We start from the raw sequence: 16594 nt of genomic DNA on the forward strand, positions 1-16594 counted from the left end.
CCCCTGGCGGGCGCGGCCCGGCGCGGAGCCGGCTGCTCTTCGGCGGAAGGTCCGGGCACACCCGCATCGGTCGCCGGGGACCACGCTTGGCCGGAAACGTTGTTGGTCTCGGGCGCGTCCTCGGACCCGCCCGTCTGTTCGTCTGTCTTGTCGCTCATCCGAGCCCCATAACAGAGCGGAGGCGAGGTTGCGAGCGATTGCGCGTGGAGCGGCCCGCCCGCCGCGCAAGGGGGCGTTGCAGCCGCATACGAAAAAGGCGGCCTCCCGGCCGCCTTCTCTAATATCCGGTGCCGAAGCTCAGAGCTTGCTCTTCACCGTGTCGGCGGCGTTCTTGACGCCGTCCTTGGCATCGCCGACGGTCTTCTGGGCTTCGCCCTTCAGTTCCTGGGCCTTGCCCTCGGCCTTGAGCTTGTCGTTGTCCGTGGCGTTGCCGATGCCCTGCTTCACGTTGCCGACCGCTTCGTTGGCGAGACCCTTGATCTTGTCGGTGGTGCTGCTCATCGTCTGCTCCTGAAAAGATCCTGCGGCCTTGCCGCGTCGGTAAGGAAACGGCTCCATCGCCGCGATGTTCCTGCCGGGCCATCACGGGATCTCGACCCGCCGGGTTTCTCGATGAAGACAGATCTTGGGTTCGACGACAGTGAATGCCCCCCTCTCCCCCAGCACCGCCACCGACCCTCTGAGCCTCGCCTTCGATGCCGCCCGCCGCGCGGCCGACGAAGGAGAGGTGCCGGTGGGGGCCGTGATCGTGCGGGAGGGCGCGATCCTCAGCGTCGCCCATAATCGCCCCCGCGCGCTGCGCGATCCCACCGCCCATGCGGAGATCCTGGCGATCCGCGCCGCCTGCGCCGCCATCGACGACGAGCGCCTGATCGGCTGCGACCTCTACGTCACCCTGGAGCCCTGTCCGATGTGCGCCGGCGCCATCTCGTTCGCGCGCATCCGCCGGGTCTATTTCGCGGCCCTCGATCCGAAGGGCGGCGGAGTGGAACACGGGCCACGGGTGTTCAACCAGCCCACCTGCCACCATGCGCCGGAGGTCTATGGCGGCTTGCGCGAGGCGGAGGCCGCCACGCTCCTGCGCGATTTTTTTCGCGATCGGCGGGAGGGCTGAGGCCAGGAGCCTTCCCGGACGCGAGACGCCCGAGAGGGCGCCTCGGAACCGCCCGGCCGTCAGGCCGCCGCCAGCGGCTTCGAGACATCTTCCAGGGACTTGCCCTCTGCGGCCGTGCCCCAGATGCCGCCGACGATGGCGGCGGTCAGCATCAGCGCGGCACCGATGCCGTAGCCGATCAGCACGTTGTCGCGGGACCCCGTCTCCACCAGGGCACCGAACACGAGCGGGCCGGAGACGCCGCCGATGCCGGTGCCCAGCGCATAGAACACCGCGATGGCGAGCGCCCGGATCTCCAGCGGGAAGGTCTCGGCCACGGTGAGGTAGGCGGCGCTCGCGGCGGCGGAGGCGAAGAAGAACACCACCATCCAGGCCGCCGTCTGGCCCACGGGACCGAACACCTCGATCTTGAACAGGTAGCCGGTGATGGTGAGCAGCACCGCCGAGATGCCGTAGGTGAAGGCGATCATCTGGCGGCGGCCGATCGTGTCGAACAGCCGGCCGAGCAGCAGCGGGCCGAGGAAGGAGCCCAGCGCGAAGGGCAGCAGGTACCAGCCGACATGGTCCCCCGGCACCCCGTAGAAGCGCTGGAGCACGAGGGCGTAGGTGAAGAACAGCGCGTTGTAGAAGAACGCCTGCGCGATCATCAGGGCGAGGCCCACCAGGGTCTGCTTGCGATAGCCGACCAGCATGGTGCCGAAGACTTCCTTGAGCGGCGTGTGGCTGCGGGTCCGCAGCTTCATCCGCTTGGATTCGTCCACCGGCGGCAGGGTGATGCCCTCGTCGGTGAAGCGCTTCTCGATGCTGGTGACGACCCGGTCCGCCTCGGCGACGTAGCCGTGCGTGGCGAGCCAGCGCGGGCTCTCGGGGATCCATGTCCGCAGAGCCAAGATCACGAGGCCGATGCCGCCGCCGACGAAGAAGGCGATGCGCCAGCCCCAGGCCGGGTCGATCATGCCGGGGCGCAAAACCGCGATGGACAGGAAGGAGCCCAAGGCCGCCCCGATCCAGAACGATCCGTTGATGACGAGGTCGGTCCAGCCGCGCACACGGGCCGGGACGAGTTCCTGGATGGTGGAGTTGATGGCGGTGTATTCGCCGCCGATGCCCGCGCCGGTGAGGAACCGGAAGATGCAGAAGCTGTAGATGTTCCAGGACAGGCCGGTGGCCGCGGTGGCGGCGAGGTACAGGGCCAGGGTGATGAAGAACAGCTTCTTGCGGCCGATCCGGTCGGTGAGCCAGCCGAAGCCGAGCGCCCCCACCACCGCGCCGACGAGGTAGGAACTCGCCGCCAGGCCGATATCGAACTCGGTGAAGCTCATGGGCTCGGCCCGCAGGGCCCCCACGAGAGAGCCCGCCAGGGTGACTTCGAGGCCGTCGAGCACCCAGGTGATGCCCAGCGCCACGATGACGAGGATGTGGAAGCGTCCCCAGGGCAGCCGGTCGAGACGAGCGGAAATATCGGTGTCGATCACCGTGCCCATCGGAACCCGCTCCGGCGGGGCGGAGCCCGGCTTTGCCTCGACCATACTCGTCATCGACGCCTCGTTAACTCTCGGACACGAATGTTGTTGGCAATGAACGGCCAAGCCTCGCGGTTCCGTCGGCGTCTTTACCTGTTCACGCTTCACTCGGAGCATGCGTCTCCGGGTGCCTCGACCGATGAATCCCCGCCTCCTCTCCGCCATTCTCGCCACCACGGTGCTTACGGGTGCCGCGCTCGCGCCGCCGCCGCTGCGCGCCAATGAGGCGTCACACAGGCCGCCGCGCGGCGCCGAAGGCTGGCGCCTGCGCCCCGCCGACGTGACGACGACGGGAAGTACCGGTGCGGCGATCAAGGACCGCCCGAGCGCCGACATCCCGGCGGAGCGGCGCACGGTGCGGGTGGTCTATCCCGGCCTCCTGGCCGACCGGTGAGCATCCGGCCCGGCCGCGCAGGCGCGCGCCGACGGCGCGGATACGAGCCTCCACCTTGGGTCGACCATTCGGCGGCCGCTCCGCCCGGCAAAGAGCGACTGGTTCGCGCGCCTCAATGGCGGCTCGCCACTACAGCGCAATACGACCGGGGCAACGGTAGATGATGAAGCAAACTCAATAATCAAAATATTGATGCTGTTGAATGACTCAAATCAGCTGCCCTACATTGCCTTGATGCGAGCGATTTACATATGACTGCGAACATATAGATAGAAGCAACTGCATCCTAGATAAACCTATGATGAAAATAGCATCCTAAAGATTACATATTGCAAATATACTGATAGTATCATCGTCAATAGATTAAAGTGTGACTGCAGTCGCCCTGCAATGCTCGACCACCGCCGAATGGACCATCCAATCGTCTATGTCCGATATGCGACAACTGCCATTTATACGAAAAATTGACTCTATGGATTGACGTTCTCGCAAGCCTATGAGTTGCAGGGTCGGGTCTGATTGAGGGTCAGGATCGATGCTGGGACGGCTCGCCGACAAGATATCCCTGCGGCACCAGATCAGCTTGTTCGCCGGTGCGGTCGGCCTGTCCATCGTAGCCGCGAGCACATTGGGCTCCGCGCTCCTGGCGCGCGGGCAAGCCACCGATATGGCCCAGAACGCCCTGCTGCAGGTGGCCCGCTCCGTCGCCGATCGCCTGGACCAGGACATGGCGGAGCGCCTGCGCGAGATTCGCAACGTGGCGGCCCTCGATCCGCTCCAGCCCCACTGGATGGAAGAGACCGGAAGTCTGCGCAAGGTGCTGCAGACGATGCAGAAAACCCTTCCGGACTATGCCTGGATCGGCTTTGCCGACGAGACCGGGAAAGTCCGCGCGGCGACCGGCGGCATCCTGGAAGGCGCGAATGTCGGCCAGCGTCCCTGGTTCATCGATGGGATGAAGGGCGCGGTCGCCGAGGACGTTCACGTCGCGGCCTTGCTGCAGAGCCTGCTCAAGCCCAGCGGGGACAAGACCCCGTTCCGCTTCGTCGATTTCGCATCTCCCGTCACCGATGCGTCGGGCCGGATCATCGGCGTCCTGGGAAGCCATCTCAGCTGGAGCTGGGCGGACGTGGTGCGACGGGAAGTCCTGTCCTCGCGCAGGCCGGAGCTGAAGGAGGAGATCGTCGTCCTCGACCGGACCGGCCGCGTGCTCCTCGGGCCGGACCTCGGGACCACACCCTACTCCCCCGCCGATCTCGCGGCGGGACATTTCATCGCGAGCGGCCCGGACGGCAAACGGCTCGCCGCCGTCTCGGCCACCCGCGGCCGGGGCGACTACAGCGGTCTCGGCTGGATCGTGGTCGCCCTCCAGCCGGAGGATACGGCGCTCGCGGGAGCCAATCGCCTGACCCTCCTCATCACCCTGATCGGCCTCGGCGCGGGTGCGGTGGGCGTTCTCGGCATCTTCCTGGTGGTGACGCGCCTGAGCCGCCCGCTCGTGAACCTCACGGATGCGGTGGACCGGATCGGCCGCGAGCCGAATGCGACGATGACGGAGCGGGTCCATGGCTCGCCCGAGGTGCTGCGCCTGTCCGCCGCCGTCAGGTCGCTGCTGAGACGGATCGGCACCGCCGAGTCCGATGCGCGAGACGTCGAGACCGAAGCGTCCCGGGCGGTGCAGGCCGCGCAGGACCGGGTCAGGCGCATCGGCGACGACCTCCACGCCCTGCAGCTCATCGCCAACAAGGACGCTCTCACGGGCCTCCTCAACCGGCGCGCGTTCCTTCCCCTCGCGAAGGAAGCCTTGAACGCCTTCAAGCTCTACCGCCGCCCCATTGCGGTGCTGATGATCGACATCGACCATTTCAAGCGGGTCAACGACCGTTACGGCCACCCGGCGGGCGATGTGGTCATCCGCAAGGTCGGCTCCATCATCAGCGACACCATCAGGACGACGGACAAGGTCGCGCGCTTCGGCGGCGAGGAGTTCATCGTCCTGCTCGGCGACAGCAGCGCCGTCGGCGCGGCGCTGATCGCGGAGCGCATTCGCCAGAGCGTGGCCAGCACCGTGTTCGAGCCCGACAACAATCGCCTTCTGGCGACGATCAGCATCGGCATCGCCGAGGCGGACTCGTCCGACAAGGACATCGACCACACCATCGAGCGCGCGGACCGTGCCCTCTACGAGGCGAAATCGCGGGGACGCAACTGCATCCACACCTTCACGGCGGACATCGCCGACCTGAGATCGGTGGCATAGCCAGTTCTCGGGGCTCCCTGCCCGCCCCAAATTCGAGGACGGCGGGATCCATGCCTGTTTCCCTCAGGCCACGGCCTACGGCATTCCCGCATCTCGCGGGCACCACGGGTCCCCTCTCCTGGAAGGAGAGGGACAGGGTGACGTGTGACCTTTTCGGTGAGTCCACGCCCCTCACCCCAACCCTCTCCCAAACGGGAGAGGGAGCCCGTCGCGCCTCATGCCGAACCCTCATGGGTAGAGACACGTCCGTCGAGCAGATGTGCGTATCCCGTAGGGCCACGGCCCCGAGGCCGTCACCTGCCGGCGATCCGGGGATCGAGGGCGTCGCCGAGGCCGTCACCGAGGACGTTGAGGGCCACCAGCGTCGAGACGAGGAAGGCGGCGGGGCCGGCGAGCATCCACGGGGCGGATTCGAGGGCGCGCGCGCCCTCCGCGATGAGGGCGCCCCAGCTCGTGGCCGGTTCCTGCACCCCGAGGCCGAGGAACGACAGGAAGCTCTCCAGCAGGATCACCTTGGGCACGAGGAGGGTCACCGCCACCGTGACGGGGCCGAGGGTGTTCGGGACGATGTGTCGGCGCAGGATCGCCGCCGTGGACAAGCCGAGGGCCTCGGCCGCGCGGACGAAATCGCGATGCCGCAGGGAGAGGGTCTGGGCGCGGACGAGGCGGGCCATGTCGAGCCATTCCACCGCGCCGATGGCCACCAGGATGAGCCCCAGCCCGGAGCGGAAGAACACCAGCAGCATGATCACGAAGAAGACCAAGGGCAGCGCGTAGAGCATGTCGACGACGCGCATCATCACCGCGTCGGCCACGCCGCCGAGATAGCCGGCGAGCGCTCCGTAGGCGACCCCGACGAGGAGCGCCACGACCGTGGCGACGGCCCCGATGAGGAGGGAGACCCGCCCGGCGACGAGACTCCGGGTGAGGACGTCCCGCCCCAGCATGTCGGTGCCCATGAGGAAGCGCAGGCGGCGCAGGGGAGCCTCGACCACGAGGCGGCGCCCCCCGTCCCGGCGCTCGACGATGGAGGCGGGGCCGAACAGGTCCGAGCGGGGCAGGTAGACCAGGACCCGTTCGTCGATGGGCTTCGTATCGAAGGACTTAGCATCGTTGGGCTTGGCATCGTCGGGCTTGGAGATCACCGAAAACACCATGCGGACCGTGTCGCCGGTGACCGCGATGTCCGAGACCGCGAGCCGCATGCGGAAGGCGAGGCGGGTGAGGGCGGGGGCGATTTCGTCGGGTCCGGGATGGGCGGCGAGGCCCGGCGCGGTGCGCACGAGGTCGGGGTAGATCCGCCCCGGCTCGTGGCCGGTGAGACGCGGCCCGACGAGACAGGCGAGCGTCATCGCGATGAGAAACACGAGGGCGGCGAGGGCGCCGCGATTGCGCGCGAACCGGGTCCATGCGCGCCTCATCGGGCCGTCCTTAGGCGCGGATCGAGAAGGGCGCAGACGATGTCGGCGACGATGTTGAGGAGGGTGACGAACACGGCCACCAGCACCACGGTCCCCATCACCAGGGTGTAGTCGCGGTTGAGCGCCCCGTCGACGAAGGCGCGGCCGATGCCGGGCAGGCCGAAGACCGTCTCCACCACGACGGAGCCGGTGAGCAGCGCGGCGGCGGTCGGCCCGAGGACGGACACCACCGGCAGCAGCGCCCCGCGCAGGGCATGGCGGGCGATGCGGTGGGGCGGCAGGCCCATGGCGCGCATGGTGCGGACCGGCTGGGCGTTCAGGGTCTCGTTGAGCGAGACCCGCGTCAGGCGGGCGATGGCGCCGATCTGCGGCAGGGCGAGGGTGAGGACGGGAAGCACGAGATGCGAGGGCGCGCCGCCCTCCCAGCCTCCCACGGGGAGCCAGCGCAGGGTCAGCCCGAACACGATCTGGAGCAGCGGCGCCACGACGAAGTTGGGCACCGCCAGGGTCAGCCCGGCAAGAAGGCCGATGGTCCGGTCGATCCATCCGCCGCGACGGAGAGCGGCCCAGCTCCCTAAGCCGATCCCGCAGGCCAGCGCCAGGACGAGGGCGAGGCCACCCAGGGTCATGGAGACGGGCAGGCCGCGCGCGAACAGGTCGGCCACGGTCAAATCGCGGAACGAGAAGGACGGGCCGAGGTCGCCCCGCATCAGCGCGCCGAGATAGCGCCCGTACTGGACGATCAGCGGCTGATCGAGGCCGTAGATGGCGGCGAGGTTGCGCATCGCCGCCGGCGGCAGCGGACGTTCCAGGTCGAACGGCCCTCCGGGGGCGAGGCGGATCAGGAAGAAGCTGCCGGTGACCACGAGGAACAGGGTCGGGACCGCCTGGGCGAGGCGGCGCAGGATGAGGCCGATCATGCCGCCGCCGGCCTCACGGTTCGAGCCTCAGGAAGCGCGTCGGCGACGCGTTGCGCGGGTTCGGGTGATAGCCGGTGAGACGGGGCGAGATCAGCGCCTTCGACCGGGTGTGGAGCACCGGGATCCACGGCAAATCGTCGAGCATGATCGTCTCGGCCCGGAACAGGAGGTCGGCCCGTTTGCCGAGATCCCGCTCGGCGGCCGCCTCGCGCATCAGCCCGTCATAGTTCGGATTGCCGTAACGGCCGGGGTTGACCCCTTCATTGCCGGTCTCCAGCAGGAACAGGAAGTTCTGCGGATCGGAGTAATCGGCGACCCAGGACATGCGGGCGACATCGAAATCGCCGCCGTCGCGCAGATAGGCGAAATGGGTCTTGGCATCGGTATAGACGAGGCGCGTGTCGACGCCGATGCCCCGCCACATGTCGGCGATGGCGACTGCCGTGTTGCGGTTGTTGTCGGTGCTGTTGAAGCGATACTCGACCCGGAGGGGCTTGCCGCCCGGGCCGAACCCGGCCTCGGCGAGCAACGACCGCGCCTCCTCCTCGCGGTCGATCGGCGTGGCGCTGCGGCCTTCGATTTCCGGCGGCGTGCGGTAATTGTCGAGGCCCGGCGGGCACAGGGAATAGGCCGGCGCCATGGTCTCGCCCCACAGCCTCTCGGCCAGAAACTCCCGGTCGATCACCAGGGACAGCGCCCGGCGCAGGCGGACGTCGTCGAAGGGGGGCTTTCGGGTGTTGACGGCCAGGGCATAGAGCCCGAGCGACGGGCCGAGGACGACCTGATCGCCGAACCTCGCCTTGAGGGAGGCCATCTGGTCGCCCGGCAGATCGGCCAGGGAATCGATCTCGCCGGCGGCGTAGCGGCGGACCGCGCTGGACAGGTCGGGCGTCGGCAGGAAGGCCACGGTCTCGATGGAGACGCCGGCCGCCGCATGGAAATAGGGGTTGCGCCGCAAGGTGATGCGGTCGTTCGGCACCATGTCCACGAGGGCGTAGGCACCGTTGCTGACGAGGTTGCCCGGCCGGGTGAAGGCATCGCCGAACCGGGCGATCGAGGGCGGGTGGACCGGCAGCGAAGTCTGGTGGGTGAGAAGTTCGAGGAGGTAGGGCGTCGGCCGGTCGAGGGTGACGACGAGGGTACGGGCATCCGGCGCGGTCACGCCGAGCGTCTCGGGTGCGGCCTCACCCTGGTTCACGGCGCGGGCGTTCTTGAGCGGATACAGCACCTCGGCATATTTCGCCGCCGTCGCGGGGTTCAGAATCCGGCGCAGACCGAAGACGAAATCCGCCGCCACCACGGGATCGCCGTTCGACCATCGTCCGTTCTCGCGCAGGTGGAACGTGTAGGTCAGGGCGTCGTCGGAGACGGTCCAATGCGTCGCCGCGCCGGGGATGATGGCGCCGTGATTGTCGTAGGTCAGCAGCCCCTCGTAGAGGTCGCGCAGGATATGCGCCTCCGCCACGGTGGAGGATTTGTGCGGATCGAGGGTTTCCGGATCGGCATCGTTGCCGCGCCGGTAGACGGGCGAGGCCGCCGCACGCGCCGGACCGGTTCCTGCCACGAGCAGGGCGCCGCCGCCGAGAAGGCAGGCGCGCCGGTCCATGCGCATGGCGGCGCTCAGGCGCCGGTCTGCGCGGTGAAGCCGGCCGCCTCGATCCCGGCGAGCGCGCAGAGTTCGTCGTTGTCGGAGGTATCGCCCGAGATGCCGACGGCGCCGATGACCGCATCGCCATCGCGGATCAGGACACCGCCCGGCACCGGCACCAGCGCGGCGGGACCGACGAGATGGCTCACGGCCGCCACGAAATAGGCCTGCTCCTCGGCCCGCTTGTGGATCGCGCGCCCGCCGAGGCCCAGCGCCAGACAGCCATTGGCCTTGCCCATGGCGACCTCCGCCCGGCGCAGGGACGTGCCGTCCTCGGCGGCCATGGCCTTGAGCGCGCCGCGCGCATCGTAGACCACCACCGCGAGGGGCTTCAGGCTGTGCCCGCGCGCCGTCTCGAGGGCGGTGGCGACGATGGTCTGGGCGGCGGCGAGGGTCAGGTCGGGCATCGGCTTACCGGGGGATGAGGTCACGGGTCATACCGGACGTAGCCCGGCCGTCGATGCCGGACCAGCCCCGGCCTCACCCCTCGCTGTCGGCCAGGAACGCATCGTAGTGCCGCGTCACCGCCGCCAGATCCTCGAAATGCGGGAAGGCCCCGGTGGGCAGGACGTCGACGGTCCAGTTCGGGCGGCCGGCGACACGGTCGGCATGGCGGTAATCGACGAAATCGCCGCGCACCCCGTGGATCATCCAGACCGGGAGGGTGAGCGCCTCGTAGAACCGCCCCGGCGCGTCTGGGAACAGGGCACCGGACAGGAACGAGAACGGCGCATGCCGCGCGCCCGGACGATGCGCCGAGGCGTGATCGTAGGCGAGCAGGCCCTCGTCGATGTCCTTCGAGCCCCAGGTCTTTTCCAGGAAGAAGCGCATGCTCGGCCGGCTCACGAGGAGATCGAACAGCGGCTCTCCCCAGAGCGGCGCGTTCAGCATGGCGCGGGCGACGGCGCCGCCGTGACGGGTCCGCTCGCGGTGTCGGCCGACGAAGCGGGAATCGAAGCCGGTGGGGCTGACGAGGCCGAGACTGCGATAATCGCCCGGCGCCTCGAGAGCGGCGGCGGCGAGGTATTCGCAGGACAGGGACAGGGCGACCGCATCGATCTTCCCGCCGCCGTGTCGCGCACGGATCTCGGCGGTGACGGCCTGGATCGCATCGGACATCAGGCGGGGCGTGTAGCCCCGGTCGCTGCGTTCCGAGAAACCGAAGCCCGGCAGGTCGAGGGCATAGACCGGGCGGCTCCCCGCGTAATGCCGGTAGAGCGGTCGGATCTCATAGGCGTTCGCCGCCGCGTTGACCGAGTGGATCAGCAGCAGCGGAACGCCCGGCGCGGTGGCGTCGCCATAGAGGCCGATATCCCCGGCCGGCGTTTCCAGGCGCTCGTGTCGTCCCGGCAGGGCGGGATGCAACGTCTGATCGTGGTCGATCCCCAACCGGCTCCATGCGATCCAGGCGCCCGCCGCGCCGAGGGGCAGGAGAGCGAGCTTGGCGGCGAGGCTCACGCGGGATGCAGGCCTGTCGCGGCGGATCGGTGCGGTCATCGTCTCGTCCGGGTAGGGAATCGTCTGCGGGAAACGCGAAGGCTGCCCGGTCGATCCAGGCTTACCCCTCGCTACGCCGTCGCGCCCTCGATCTCGCCGCTGAGTTCCAGCCATTCCTCCTCCGCCGCTTCCAGGGCGGCGGCGGCGTCGGAGCGCATCTTTGCGAGTTCTCCGGCCTTGGCGGCATTGGTCTGGAAGGCGGTGCCGTCGGCGAGCGCCGCGTCGATCTTGGTCATGGCGTCGGTGAGCTTCTTCATCCGCGCCTCGACGGCCTCCAGCTTCTTGCGCAGGGGGGCCAGAGCCACGCGGCGGTCGGCGTTGGAGCGGCGCTCCAGCGCCTTCACCCCGCCGGTCGCCTCGGACGCGCTCGTCTGAGCCTCGCGTTCGGGGCCGGCGAGGACGAAGCGGCGGTAATCGTCCATGTCCCCGTCGAAGGCCTTCACGCTGCCGTTCGCCACGAGCCAGAGCCGGTCGGCGCAGGCCTCCACCAGGAAGCGGTCGTGGCTCACCAGAATGACCGCGCCCTCGTAGTCGTTGATCGCCTCCACCAGGGCCTGCCGGCTCTCGATGTCGAGATGGTTGGTGGGCTCGTCGAGGATGAGGAGATGCGGCCCCTTGAAGGCCGCCAGCCCCATCAGCAGGCGCGCTTTCTCACCGCCCGAGAGCTGCGAGACCGGCGTCTCGGATTTGGTCCCCGAGAAGCCGAGCCGGGCGGCGGCGGCCCGGGCCTTCGATTCCGGCACGTCCGGCATCAGGTCGCGGACATGGGCGTAGGCGCTCTCGGCCGGGCGCAATTCGTCGAGCTGGTGCTGGGCGAAATAGGCCACCTCCATCTTGCCCGAGCGCCGCATCTCGCCGCTCAAGGGAGGCAGGCGCCCGCCGATGAGCTTGCAGAAGGTCGACTTGCCGTTGCCGTTGGCGCCCAGCAGCGCGACCCGGTCGTCGGGGGCGAGACTGAGATTCAGGCCAGACAGGACGATGCGGTCCGGGTAGCCCGCCTGTACCCGCTCCATGGCGACGATGGGCGGGGAGAGCGGACGTTCGGGGCTCGGCAGGCGGAAGGCCGGTACGTCGTCCTCGATCACCGAGGCGATGATCTCCATCTTGGCGAGGCGCTTGACGCGGGACTGGGCCTGGCGCGCCTTCGTGGCCTTCGCCTTAAACCGGTCGACGAAGCTCTGGAGATGCGCACGCTCCGCATCCTGCTTGGCCTTGGCCTTGGACTGCAGCACGCGCTTCTCGGCCACCTGCCGGGCGAAGGAGGTGTAGCCACCCCGATAGATACTGAGCTTGCCGCGGTCGAGATGCAGGATGTGATCGACGCATTCGTCGAGCAGGTCGCGGTCATGGGAAATGATGACGGCGGTGCGCGGATAACGCTCCAGGTAGTCGTAGAGCCAGATCGTGCCCTCGATATCGAGGTAGTTGGTGGGCTCGTCGAGGAGGAGCAGGTCGGGCTCCGAGAACAGCACGGCGGCCAGCGCCACGCGCATGCGCCATCCGCCCGAGAAGTCGGAACAGGGCCGCCCCTGCGCCTCCGCATCGAAGCCGAGGCCGTGCAGGATGGCCGCGGCGCGGGCCGGGGCCGAATGCGCTTCGATATCGACGAGGCGGGTCTCGATCTCGGCCCGGCGCAGGCCGTCGGCGTGCTCCGCTTCCGCCATCAGGCGCGCCCGCTCGGTATCGGCGGCGAGCACGACGGAATGCAGCGTCTCCGGGCCGGCCGGGGCCTCCTGCGCCACGGCGCCGATGCGCATGCCCTTTGGCATCGAGACGGTGCCGCCCTCGGTGGGCAACTCGCCGAGGATCGCCTTGAACAACGTCGTCTTGCCCGCGCCGTTGCGGCCCACGAGCCCGACGCGGGCCCGGTCCGGAATGACGAAGGTGGCGCCGTCGAGGATCAGGCGTTCGCCGATGCGGTATGTGAGGTCGTTGACGCGGAGCATGGAAGGCTTCTGGCGGCGCGCGGCAAGGGTTGCAAGGGGAGCGTTACGAGGCGAGGGCAGCAGGGTGCCGTATCCGGCGGGGGCGGAGCGCTGTAATCCGGCCGCCATGACCGTGACGCTTCTCGCCGCCCTCGTTCCGATCGCGCTCCTCATAGGTCTCGGCGCGGCCCTGCGCCGCCTCGGCTTCCTCGCCGAGGGCTTCTGGCCGCAGGCCGAACGCCTCGCCTATTACGTGCTGCTGCCGAGCCTTCTCCTGGACAGCCTCGCCACCGCACGCCTCGCCGACGTCCCGGTGGGTGCGCTCGCCCTGGTCCTGGTTTTCTCGACCCTGGCGGTGGCGGGCCTGACGCTGGCGGCCCGGCCACGCCTCGGCTTCGGCGGCCCGGCCTTCACCTCGGTGTTCCAGGGTGGGATCCGGTTCAACAACTATGTGGGGGTCTCGGCGGCGGCGGGTCTCTACGGCGCCCAGGGCGTCGCGCTGGCGGCAGTGGCGAACGCCGCGATCGTGCCGACGGTCAACGTCCTCTGCGTTCTGGTCTTCGCCCGTTTCGGCACGGCGGGCCGACCCTCGGCCCTCGGCCTCGCGCGGCAGATCGCCCTCAATCCGCTGGTCCTCGGCAGCCTGGGCGGCATCGCGCTCCAGGCCTCGGGACTCGGCCTGCCGCCGGGACTCGAGCCGATGCTGCGAGCCTTGGGCCAGGCGTCGCTGCCGCTGGGCCTGCTCTGCGTCGGGGCCGCCCTCGATTTCGGATCGGCGCGAAGCTGGATCAGGCCGGTCGCCGTGGCGTCCCTGATCAAGTTCGGGCTGATGCCGACCGCCACGATCCTGGCCTGCCTCGCCTTGGGGCTCAAGGGGCCGGCCGCGGTGACGGCCCTGCTGTTCCAGACCCTGCCGACCGCCTCGTCGTCCTACATCCTATCGCGCCAGCTCGGCGGGGACGCGCCGCTGATGGCAGGGATCACGGCGACCCAGACCGTGATCGCCGGGGTGGCGCTCCCCCTCGTCCTGGCGATCGTGCTGGCCTTGGCCAGACTCGGCTGAGACGCCCCCGCGGCCCCCTGGTCAGGTCAGCTCCCAGGCGGCGGGATCGTTCATCAGGGCCGCGACCAGGGCGTGGTTCAGCTCGTGCCCCGTATGCGCGGCCTCGATCCGGCCGAGGATCGGGTATCCCGCCAGCGCCAGATCGCCCACGAGGTCGAGCATGCGATGGCGCACCGGCTCGTCGGGCACCGTCATCCCGCCGATGATGCGCCCGCCGACGATACAGGCGGTCGAAGAGAGGTTCGCCCCCCGCAGCAGCGGCTTGCGCAGGAGCGTGCCGTAGATCTTGGCCGGAATCGCCCATTTGGCCCGCCCGAAACTGCGCGAGGGAGCCAGCTGCTCGGTGAACACCTCCGGGGTGATCGTGCCGGACCAGTGCATGGGGTCGAAACGCGAGAGTTCGAGACGACCGGAGAGGTGAAGCGCATCCGCCGGCGCGATCCTCAATGTCCGGTGGTCCTGGCGGACCTCGACCGGCCGCAGCACCCGGATGCTGCGTAGCGGCGCGTCGCTCTCGGTCCGGCCGCTCGCGCGCAAACCCTCGCACCAGGGCAGTGCGCCCCCGTCGAAGATCGGCAGTTCCTCCGCGTCGAGGGAGACCAGCGCGTTGTCGATGCGATGGGCGTAGAGCGCGGCCAGAAGATGCTCCACGGTCCGGACCAGGGGCCCGTGGGGCGAGCGAAGGGCGGTGCAGAGCGGTTGCGTCTCGCGAAAAGTCCACAGGGCCGGCACATCCACCGTGCGGCCACGGCCGAGATCGCGTCGGAACACGATGCCGTGGTCGTCGCCGGCGGGCGCGACGGTGACCGTGACGCGGCGCCCGGTATGAAGGCCGTAGCCCGTCAGACGGACGCTCGCGGACAGGGTCGCCTGCCGTTGGCGCGCACTCGCCGGCGCCACGTCGTGCGCGGCCTGGATCGATGGGGCGGGGGAATTGGCCGCGACGTCTCGCGTCCACCACGGCGAGGGGACGTCCGCCTCGATCCTGGGTGGCCCCGGCTGACGGGTCGCGCCCGCGACGTCTCTCGATGACGCTGACCTTACCAGCACGTCTCGGCTCCCGGAGCGATCAACCGGGATTGTCATGAGACAGGGTGTTCATTTCCGGCGTGCGCCTATCGTAACCCCGCTCGATCGCAAAGGCAGGTAAACTACGCGCGAGGATGAGGGCGCTTTCCTCGGCGCGATCGCGGGGCCGCAGCGGACCCCTAAATCCGGCGGACCGACTTTTTGGTAGGGATGGGCCGCCGGAATGGGTTGACCCACGGGACCGGCAGCTTAACGATCACCCGCTTTAGGAGACGATACCCGTGACCGCAGGACGGCTGGCGACAATCCCCTTCTTCAAGGAGCCGGGAATCGAGCTGTCGACCTACGAGACCCGTTGCCATTGGCGCCGGTTCGACGAGAACGAAGTCCTCGTCGATTACGACGACATCTCCACCGACGTCTATTTCCTCGCCTCCGGCGAGGTCCGCATCCTCAACCGCTCGCAATCGGGCAAGGAAGTGATCCTCGGCGAGATGCGGGGCGGCGCGTTCTTCGGCGAGCTCGCGGCCCTCGACGGAATCGGCCGCTCGGCCAACGTCACCGCCCTGACCCGCGGCGAGGTCTGTGTCGTCCCGGCCCCGATCTTCCGGCAGATGATCTTCGCCTCCGAAGCCATCGCCGACCGTCTGTTCCGCCTGCTCGCCAAGCGCGTGCGCGAACTCAACACGCGGCTGATGGAACACGCGCTCCTCGACCTGCGCCACCGCCTCTATGCCGAGTTGCTGCGCCTGTCCGTGCCGCGCGCCGGCGGCGACGGCGAACGGGTGGTGACGCCGCCGCCCTATCACCACGTGCTGGCCGCCCGCATCGGCTGCCGGCGCGAGCAGGTGACCCGCGAGTTCACCGTGATGGCGGCCGATGGCCTGATCGACCGGACCCGTGGCGCCCTCGTCATCCGCCGGCCCGACCTGCTGGAGGCGCGGGTGGCCGAAGCCTTGCGCGAGGACAATTGACGGCGCGGAACGCCGTGGTCCCGTTCCTCACCCTCCAACGGCTGACGAAGACGTTCGGCACCCATGATGCGGTGGCGGATCTCTCGCTCGACATGCCGTCGGGCGAAATCCTGTGCCTGCTCGGCCCCTCCGGCTGCGGCAAGAGCACCCTGCTTCGCCTGATCGCCGGGTTCGAGACGCCCACGGGCGGGGCGATCCGCCTCGACGGCACCGATCTCACCGGCCTCGCCCCGCACAGGCGGCCGGTGAACATGATGTTCCAGTCCTATGCGCTGTTTCCCCATCTCAGCGTCGCGCGCAATATCGCCTACGGGCTGAAAGGCCTCGGCCGTTCAGCCGCTTCCGCCCGCGTGGACGCGTTGCTGCGCCTGGTGCGGATGGACGAATTCGGGAACCGGGCACCCGAGACCCTGTCCGGAGGCCAGCGCCAGCGCGTCGCCCTCGCACGCGCCCTGGCGCGCGAACCGAAGGTGCTCCTCCTCGACGAGCCCCTCGGCGCCCTCGACCGGGGGCTCCGCGAGGAGACCCAGGGGGAGTTGCGCGCGATCCAGCGCCGCCTCGGCACCGCCTTCGTCATCGTCACCCACGACCCTTCCGAGGCCATGGCGCTCGCGGACCGGATCGGCGTGATGGACAAGGGCCGTCTCGTCCAGATCGGCCGGCCCGAGACGCTCTACGAACGGCCGGTCAATCGCTTCGTCGCCGGGCTGCTGGGCGACGTGAACCTCATTCCGGGGACGGTCGGGGAAACCGACGGGGCGCTGGTGCGGGTCGAGACCGCCCTCGGTCCGGTCCTCGCCCTCGGGGAGGGCGCCCCGGCCGCCGG

15 protein-coding genes are annotated in these 16594 nt (G+C 69.1%); 6 read left to right on the forward strand and 9 right to left on the reverse strand.

The genetic code is table 11. From position 1 onward, the window contains the following. Positions 1-297: 297 nt before the first annotated feature. The gene (locus tag FV220_RS19025) at positions 298-501 is read right to left on the reverse strand and encodes a CsbD family protein (RefSeq protein WP_026175827.1); all 204 of its coding nucleotides are present in this window, start codon (positions 499-501) and stop codon (positions 298-300) included. Positions 502-640: 139 nt separating this feature from the next. Between FV220_RS19025 and FV220_RS19030 the strand changes: the two genes are divergently transcribed. Beyond that, the gene (locus FV220_RS19030) at positions 641-1114 is read left to right on the forward strand and encodes a nucleoside deaminase (protein WP_147832886.1); all 474 of its coding nucleotides are present in this window, start codon (positions 641-643) and stop codon (positions 1112-1114) included. 59 nt (positions 1115-1173) lie between these two features. Here FV220_RS19030 and FV220_RS19035 read toward each other — a convergent pair whose 3' ends face one another. Further along, positions 1174-2652, reverse strand: coding sequence for an MFS transporter (locus tag FV220_RS19035; RefSeq protein ID WP_147832879.1), 1479 nt, complete (start codon positions 2650-2652; stop codon positions 1174-1176). A 124-nt stretch (positions 2653-2776) separates the two neighbouring features. Here FV220_RS19035 and FV220_RS19040 point away from each other — a divergent pair, with 124 nt between their 5' ends. Together FV220_RS19040 and FV220_RS19045 are read left to right on the forward strand one after the other, a co-directional pair. After that, positions 2777-3031 carry a hypothetical protein gene (locus FV220_RS19040; RefSeq protein ID WP_056149030.1) on the forward strand — a complete coding sequence of 85 codons (255 nt, stop codon included), beginning with the start codon at positions 2777-2779 and terminating at the stop codon, positions 3029-3031. A 535-nt stretch (positions 3032-3566) separates the two neighbouring features. Next, complete coding sequence (locus FV220_RS19045) at positions 3567-5291, forward strand: sensor domain-containing diguanylate cyclase (protein ID WP_018043191.1); 1725 nt, start codon at positions 3567-3569, stop codon at positions 5289-5291. 293 nt (positions 5292-5584) lie between these two features. Here FV220_RS19045 and FV220_RS19050 read toward each other — a convergent pair whose 3' ends face one another. The 6 genes from FV220_RS19050 to FV220_RS19075 all read right to left on the reverse strand — a co-directional run bounded on the left by FV220_RS19050 (position 5585) and on the right by FV220_RS19075 (position 12723). Then, on the reverse strand, positions 5585-6712 hold the full coding sequence (locus tag FV220_RS19050; protein WP_147832880.1) for an ABC transporter permease: 1128 nt from the start codon (positions 6710-6712) through the stop codon (positions 5585-5587). Continuing rightward, complete coding sequence (locus FV220_RS19055; RefSeq protein WP_056149026.1) at positions 6709-7632, reverse strand: ABC transporter permease subunit; 924 nt, start codon at positions 7630-7632, stop codon at positions 6709-6711. The genes FV220_RS19050 and FV220_RS19055 overlap by 4 nt, the downstream gene beginning before the upstream one ends. 13 nt (positions 7633-7645) lie before the next feature. After that, entirely contained in the window at positions 7646-9244 is a 1599-nt protein-coding gene (locus tag FV220_RS19060; RefSeq protein WP_147832881.1) for a peptide ABC transporter substrate-binding protein, read from the reverse strand. 8 nt (positions 9245-9252) lie between these two features. Then, a complete protein-coding gene (locus tag FV220_RS19065; RefSeq protein WP_147832888.1) occupies positions 9253-9687 on the reverse strand; it encodes a heme-binding protein in 435 nt (144 codons plus the stop codon). A gap of 73 nt (positions 9688-9760) precedes the next feature. After that, positions 9761-10777 (reverse strand): alpha/beta hydrolase, encoded by a 1017-nt coding sequence (locus FV220_RS19070; RefSeq protein WP_147832882.1) that lies wholly within the window; start codon positions 10775-10777, stop codon positions 9761-9763. A gap of 71 nt (positions 10778-10848) precedes the next feature. Beyond that, on the reverse strand, positions 10849-12723 hold the full coding sequence (locus FV220_RS19075; RefSeq protein WP_147832883.1) for an ABC-F family ATP-binding cassette domain-containing protein: 1875 nt from the start codon (positions 12721-12723) through the stop codon (positions 10849-10851). Between the two features lie 106 nt (positions 12724-12829). Here FV220_RS19075 and FV220_RS19080 point away from each other — a divergent pair, with 106 nt between their 5' ends. Then, complete coding sequence (locus FV220_RS19080; protein WP_147832889.1) at positions 12830-13765, forward strand: AEC family transporter; 936 nt, start codon at positions 12830-12832, stop codon at positions 13763-13765. Positions 13766-13786: 21 nt separating this feature from the next. On the opposite strand, the gene FV220_RS19085 is transcribed toward FV220_RS19080, so the two are convergent. Continuing rightward, positions 13787-14665, reverse strand: coding sequence for a UDP-3-O-acyl-N-acetylglucosamine deacetylase (locus FV220_RS19085; protein WP_147832884.1), 879 nt, complete (start codon positions 14663-14665; stop codon positions 13787-13789). A gap of 410 nt (positions 14666-15075) precedes the next feature. Here FV220_RS19085 and FV220_RS19090 point away from each other — a divergent pair, with 410 nt between their 5' ends. Next, on the forward strand, positions 15076-15768 hold the full coding sequence (locus FV220_RS19090; protein ID WP_018043200.1) for a Crp/Fnr family transcriptional regulator: 693 nt from the start codon (positions 15076-15078) through the stop codon (positions 15766-15768). Then, positions 15765-16594 (forward strand): ABC transporter ATP-binding protein (locus tag FV220_RS19095; protein ID WP_147832885.1); only part of this gene is annotated, 830 nt, incomplete at its 3' end. The genes FV220_RS19090 and FV220_RS19095, both read left to right, overlap by 4 nt.

This window comes from Methylobacterium sp. WL19, assembly GCF_008040005.1.
In the GTDB taxonomy this organism is placed as follows: domain Bacteria; phylum Pseudomonadota; class Alphaproteobacteria; order Rhizobiales; family Beijerinckiaceae; genus Methylobacterium; species Methylobacterium bullatum.

What these genes read in the sequence shown, in the direction of transcription:
- FV220_RS19025 (WP_026175827.1), bottom strand. Translation starts at nt 501, where the DNA reads ATGAGCAGCACCACCGACAAGATCAAGGGTCTCGCCAACGAAGCGGTC.
- FV220_RS19035 (WP_147832879.1), bottom strand. Translation starts at nt 2,652, where the DNA reads ATGACGAGTATGGTCGAGGCAAAGCCGGGCTCCGCCCCGCCGGAGCGG.
- FV220_RS19050 (WP_147832880.1), bottom strand. Translation starts at nt 6,712, where the DNA reads ATGAGGCGCGCATGGACCCGGTTCGCGCGCAATCGCGGCGCCCTCGCC.
- FV220_RS19065 (WP_147832888.1), bottom strand. Translation starts at nt 9,687, where the DNA reads ATGCCCGACCTGACCCTCGCCGCCGCCCAGACCATCGTCGCCACCGCC.
- FV220_RS19045 (WP_018043191.1), top strand. Translation starts at nt 3,567, where the DNA reads ATGCTGGGACGGCTCGCCGACAAGATATCCCTGCGGCACCAGATCAGC.
- FV220_RS19060 (WP_147832881.1), bottom strand. Translation starts at nt 9,244, where the DNA reads ATGCGCATGGACCGGCGCGCCTGCCTTCTCGGCGGCGGCGCCCTGCTC.
- FV220_RS19070 (WP_147832882.1), bottom strand. Translation starts at nt 10,777, where the DNA reads ATGACCGCACCGATCCGCCGCGACAGGCCTGCATCCCGCGTGAGCCTC.
- FV220_RS19080 (WP_147832889.1), top strand. Translation starts at nt 12,830, where the DNA reads ATGACCGTGACGCTTCTCGCCGCCCTCGTTCCGATCGCGCTCCTCATA.
- FV220_RS19040 (WP_056149030.1), top strand. Translation starts at nt 2,777, where the DNA reads ATGAATCCCCGCCTCCTCTCCGCCATTCTCGCCACCACGGTGCTTACG.
- FV220_RS19055 (WP_056149026.1), bottom strand. Translation starts at nt 7,632, where the DNA reads ATGATCGGCCTCATCCTGCGCCGCCTCGCCCAGGCGGTCCCGACCCTG.
- FV220_RS19075 (WP_147832883.1), bottom strand. Translation starts at nt 12,723, where the DNA reads ATGCTCCGCGTCAACGACCTCACATACCGCATCGGCGAACGCCTGATC.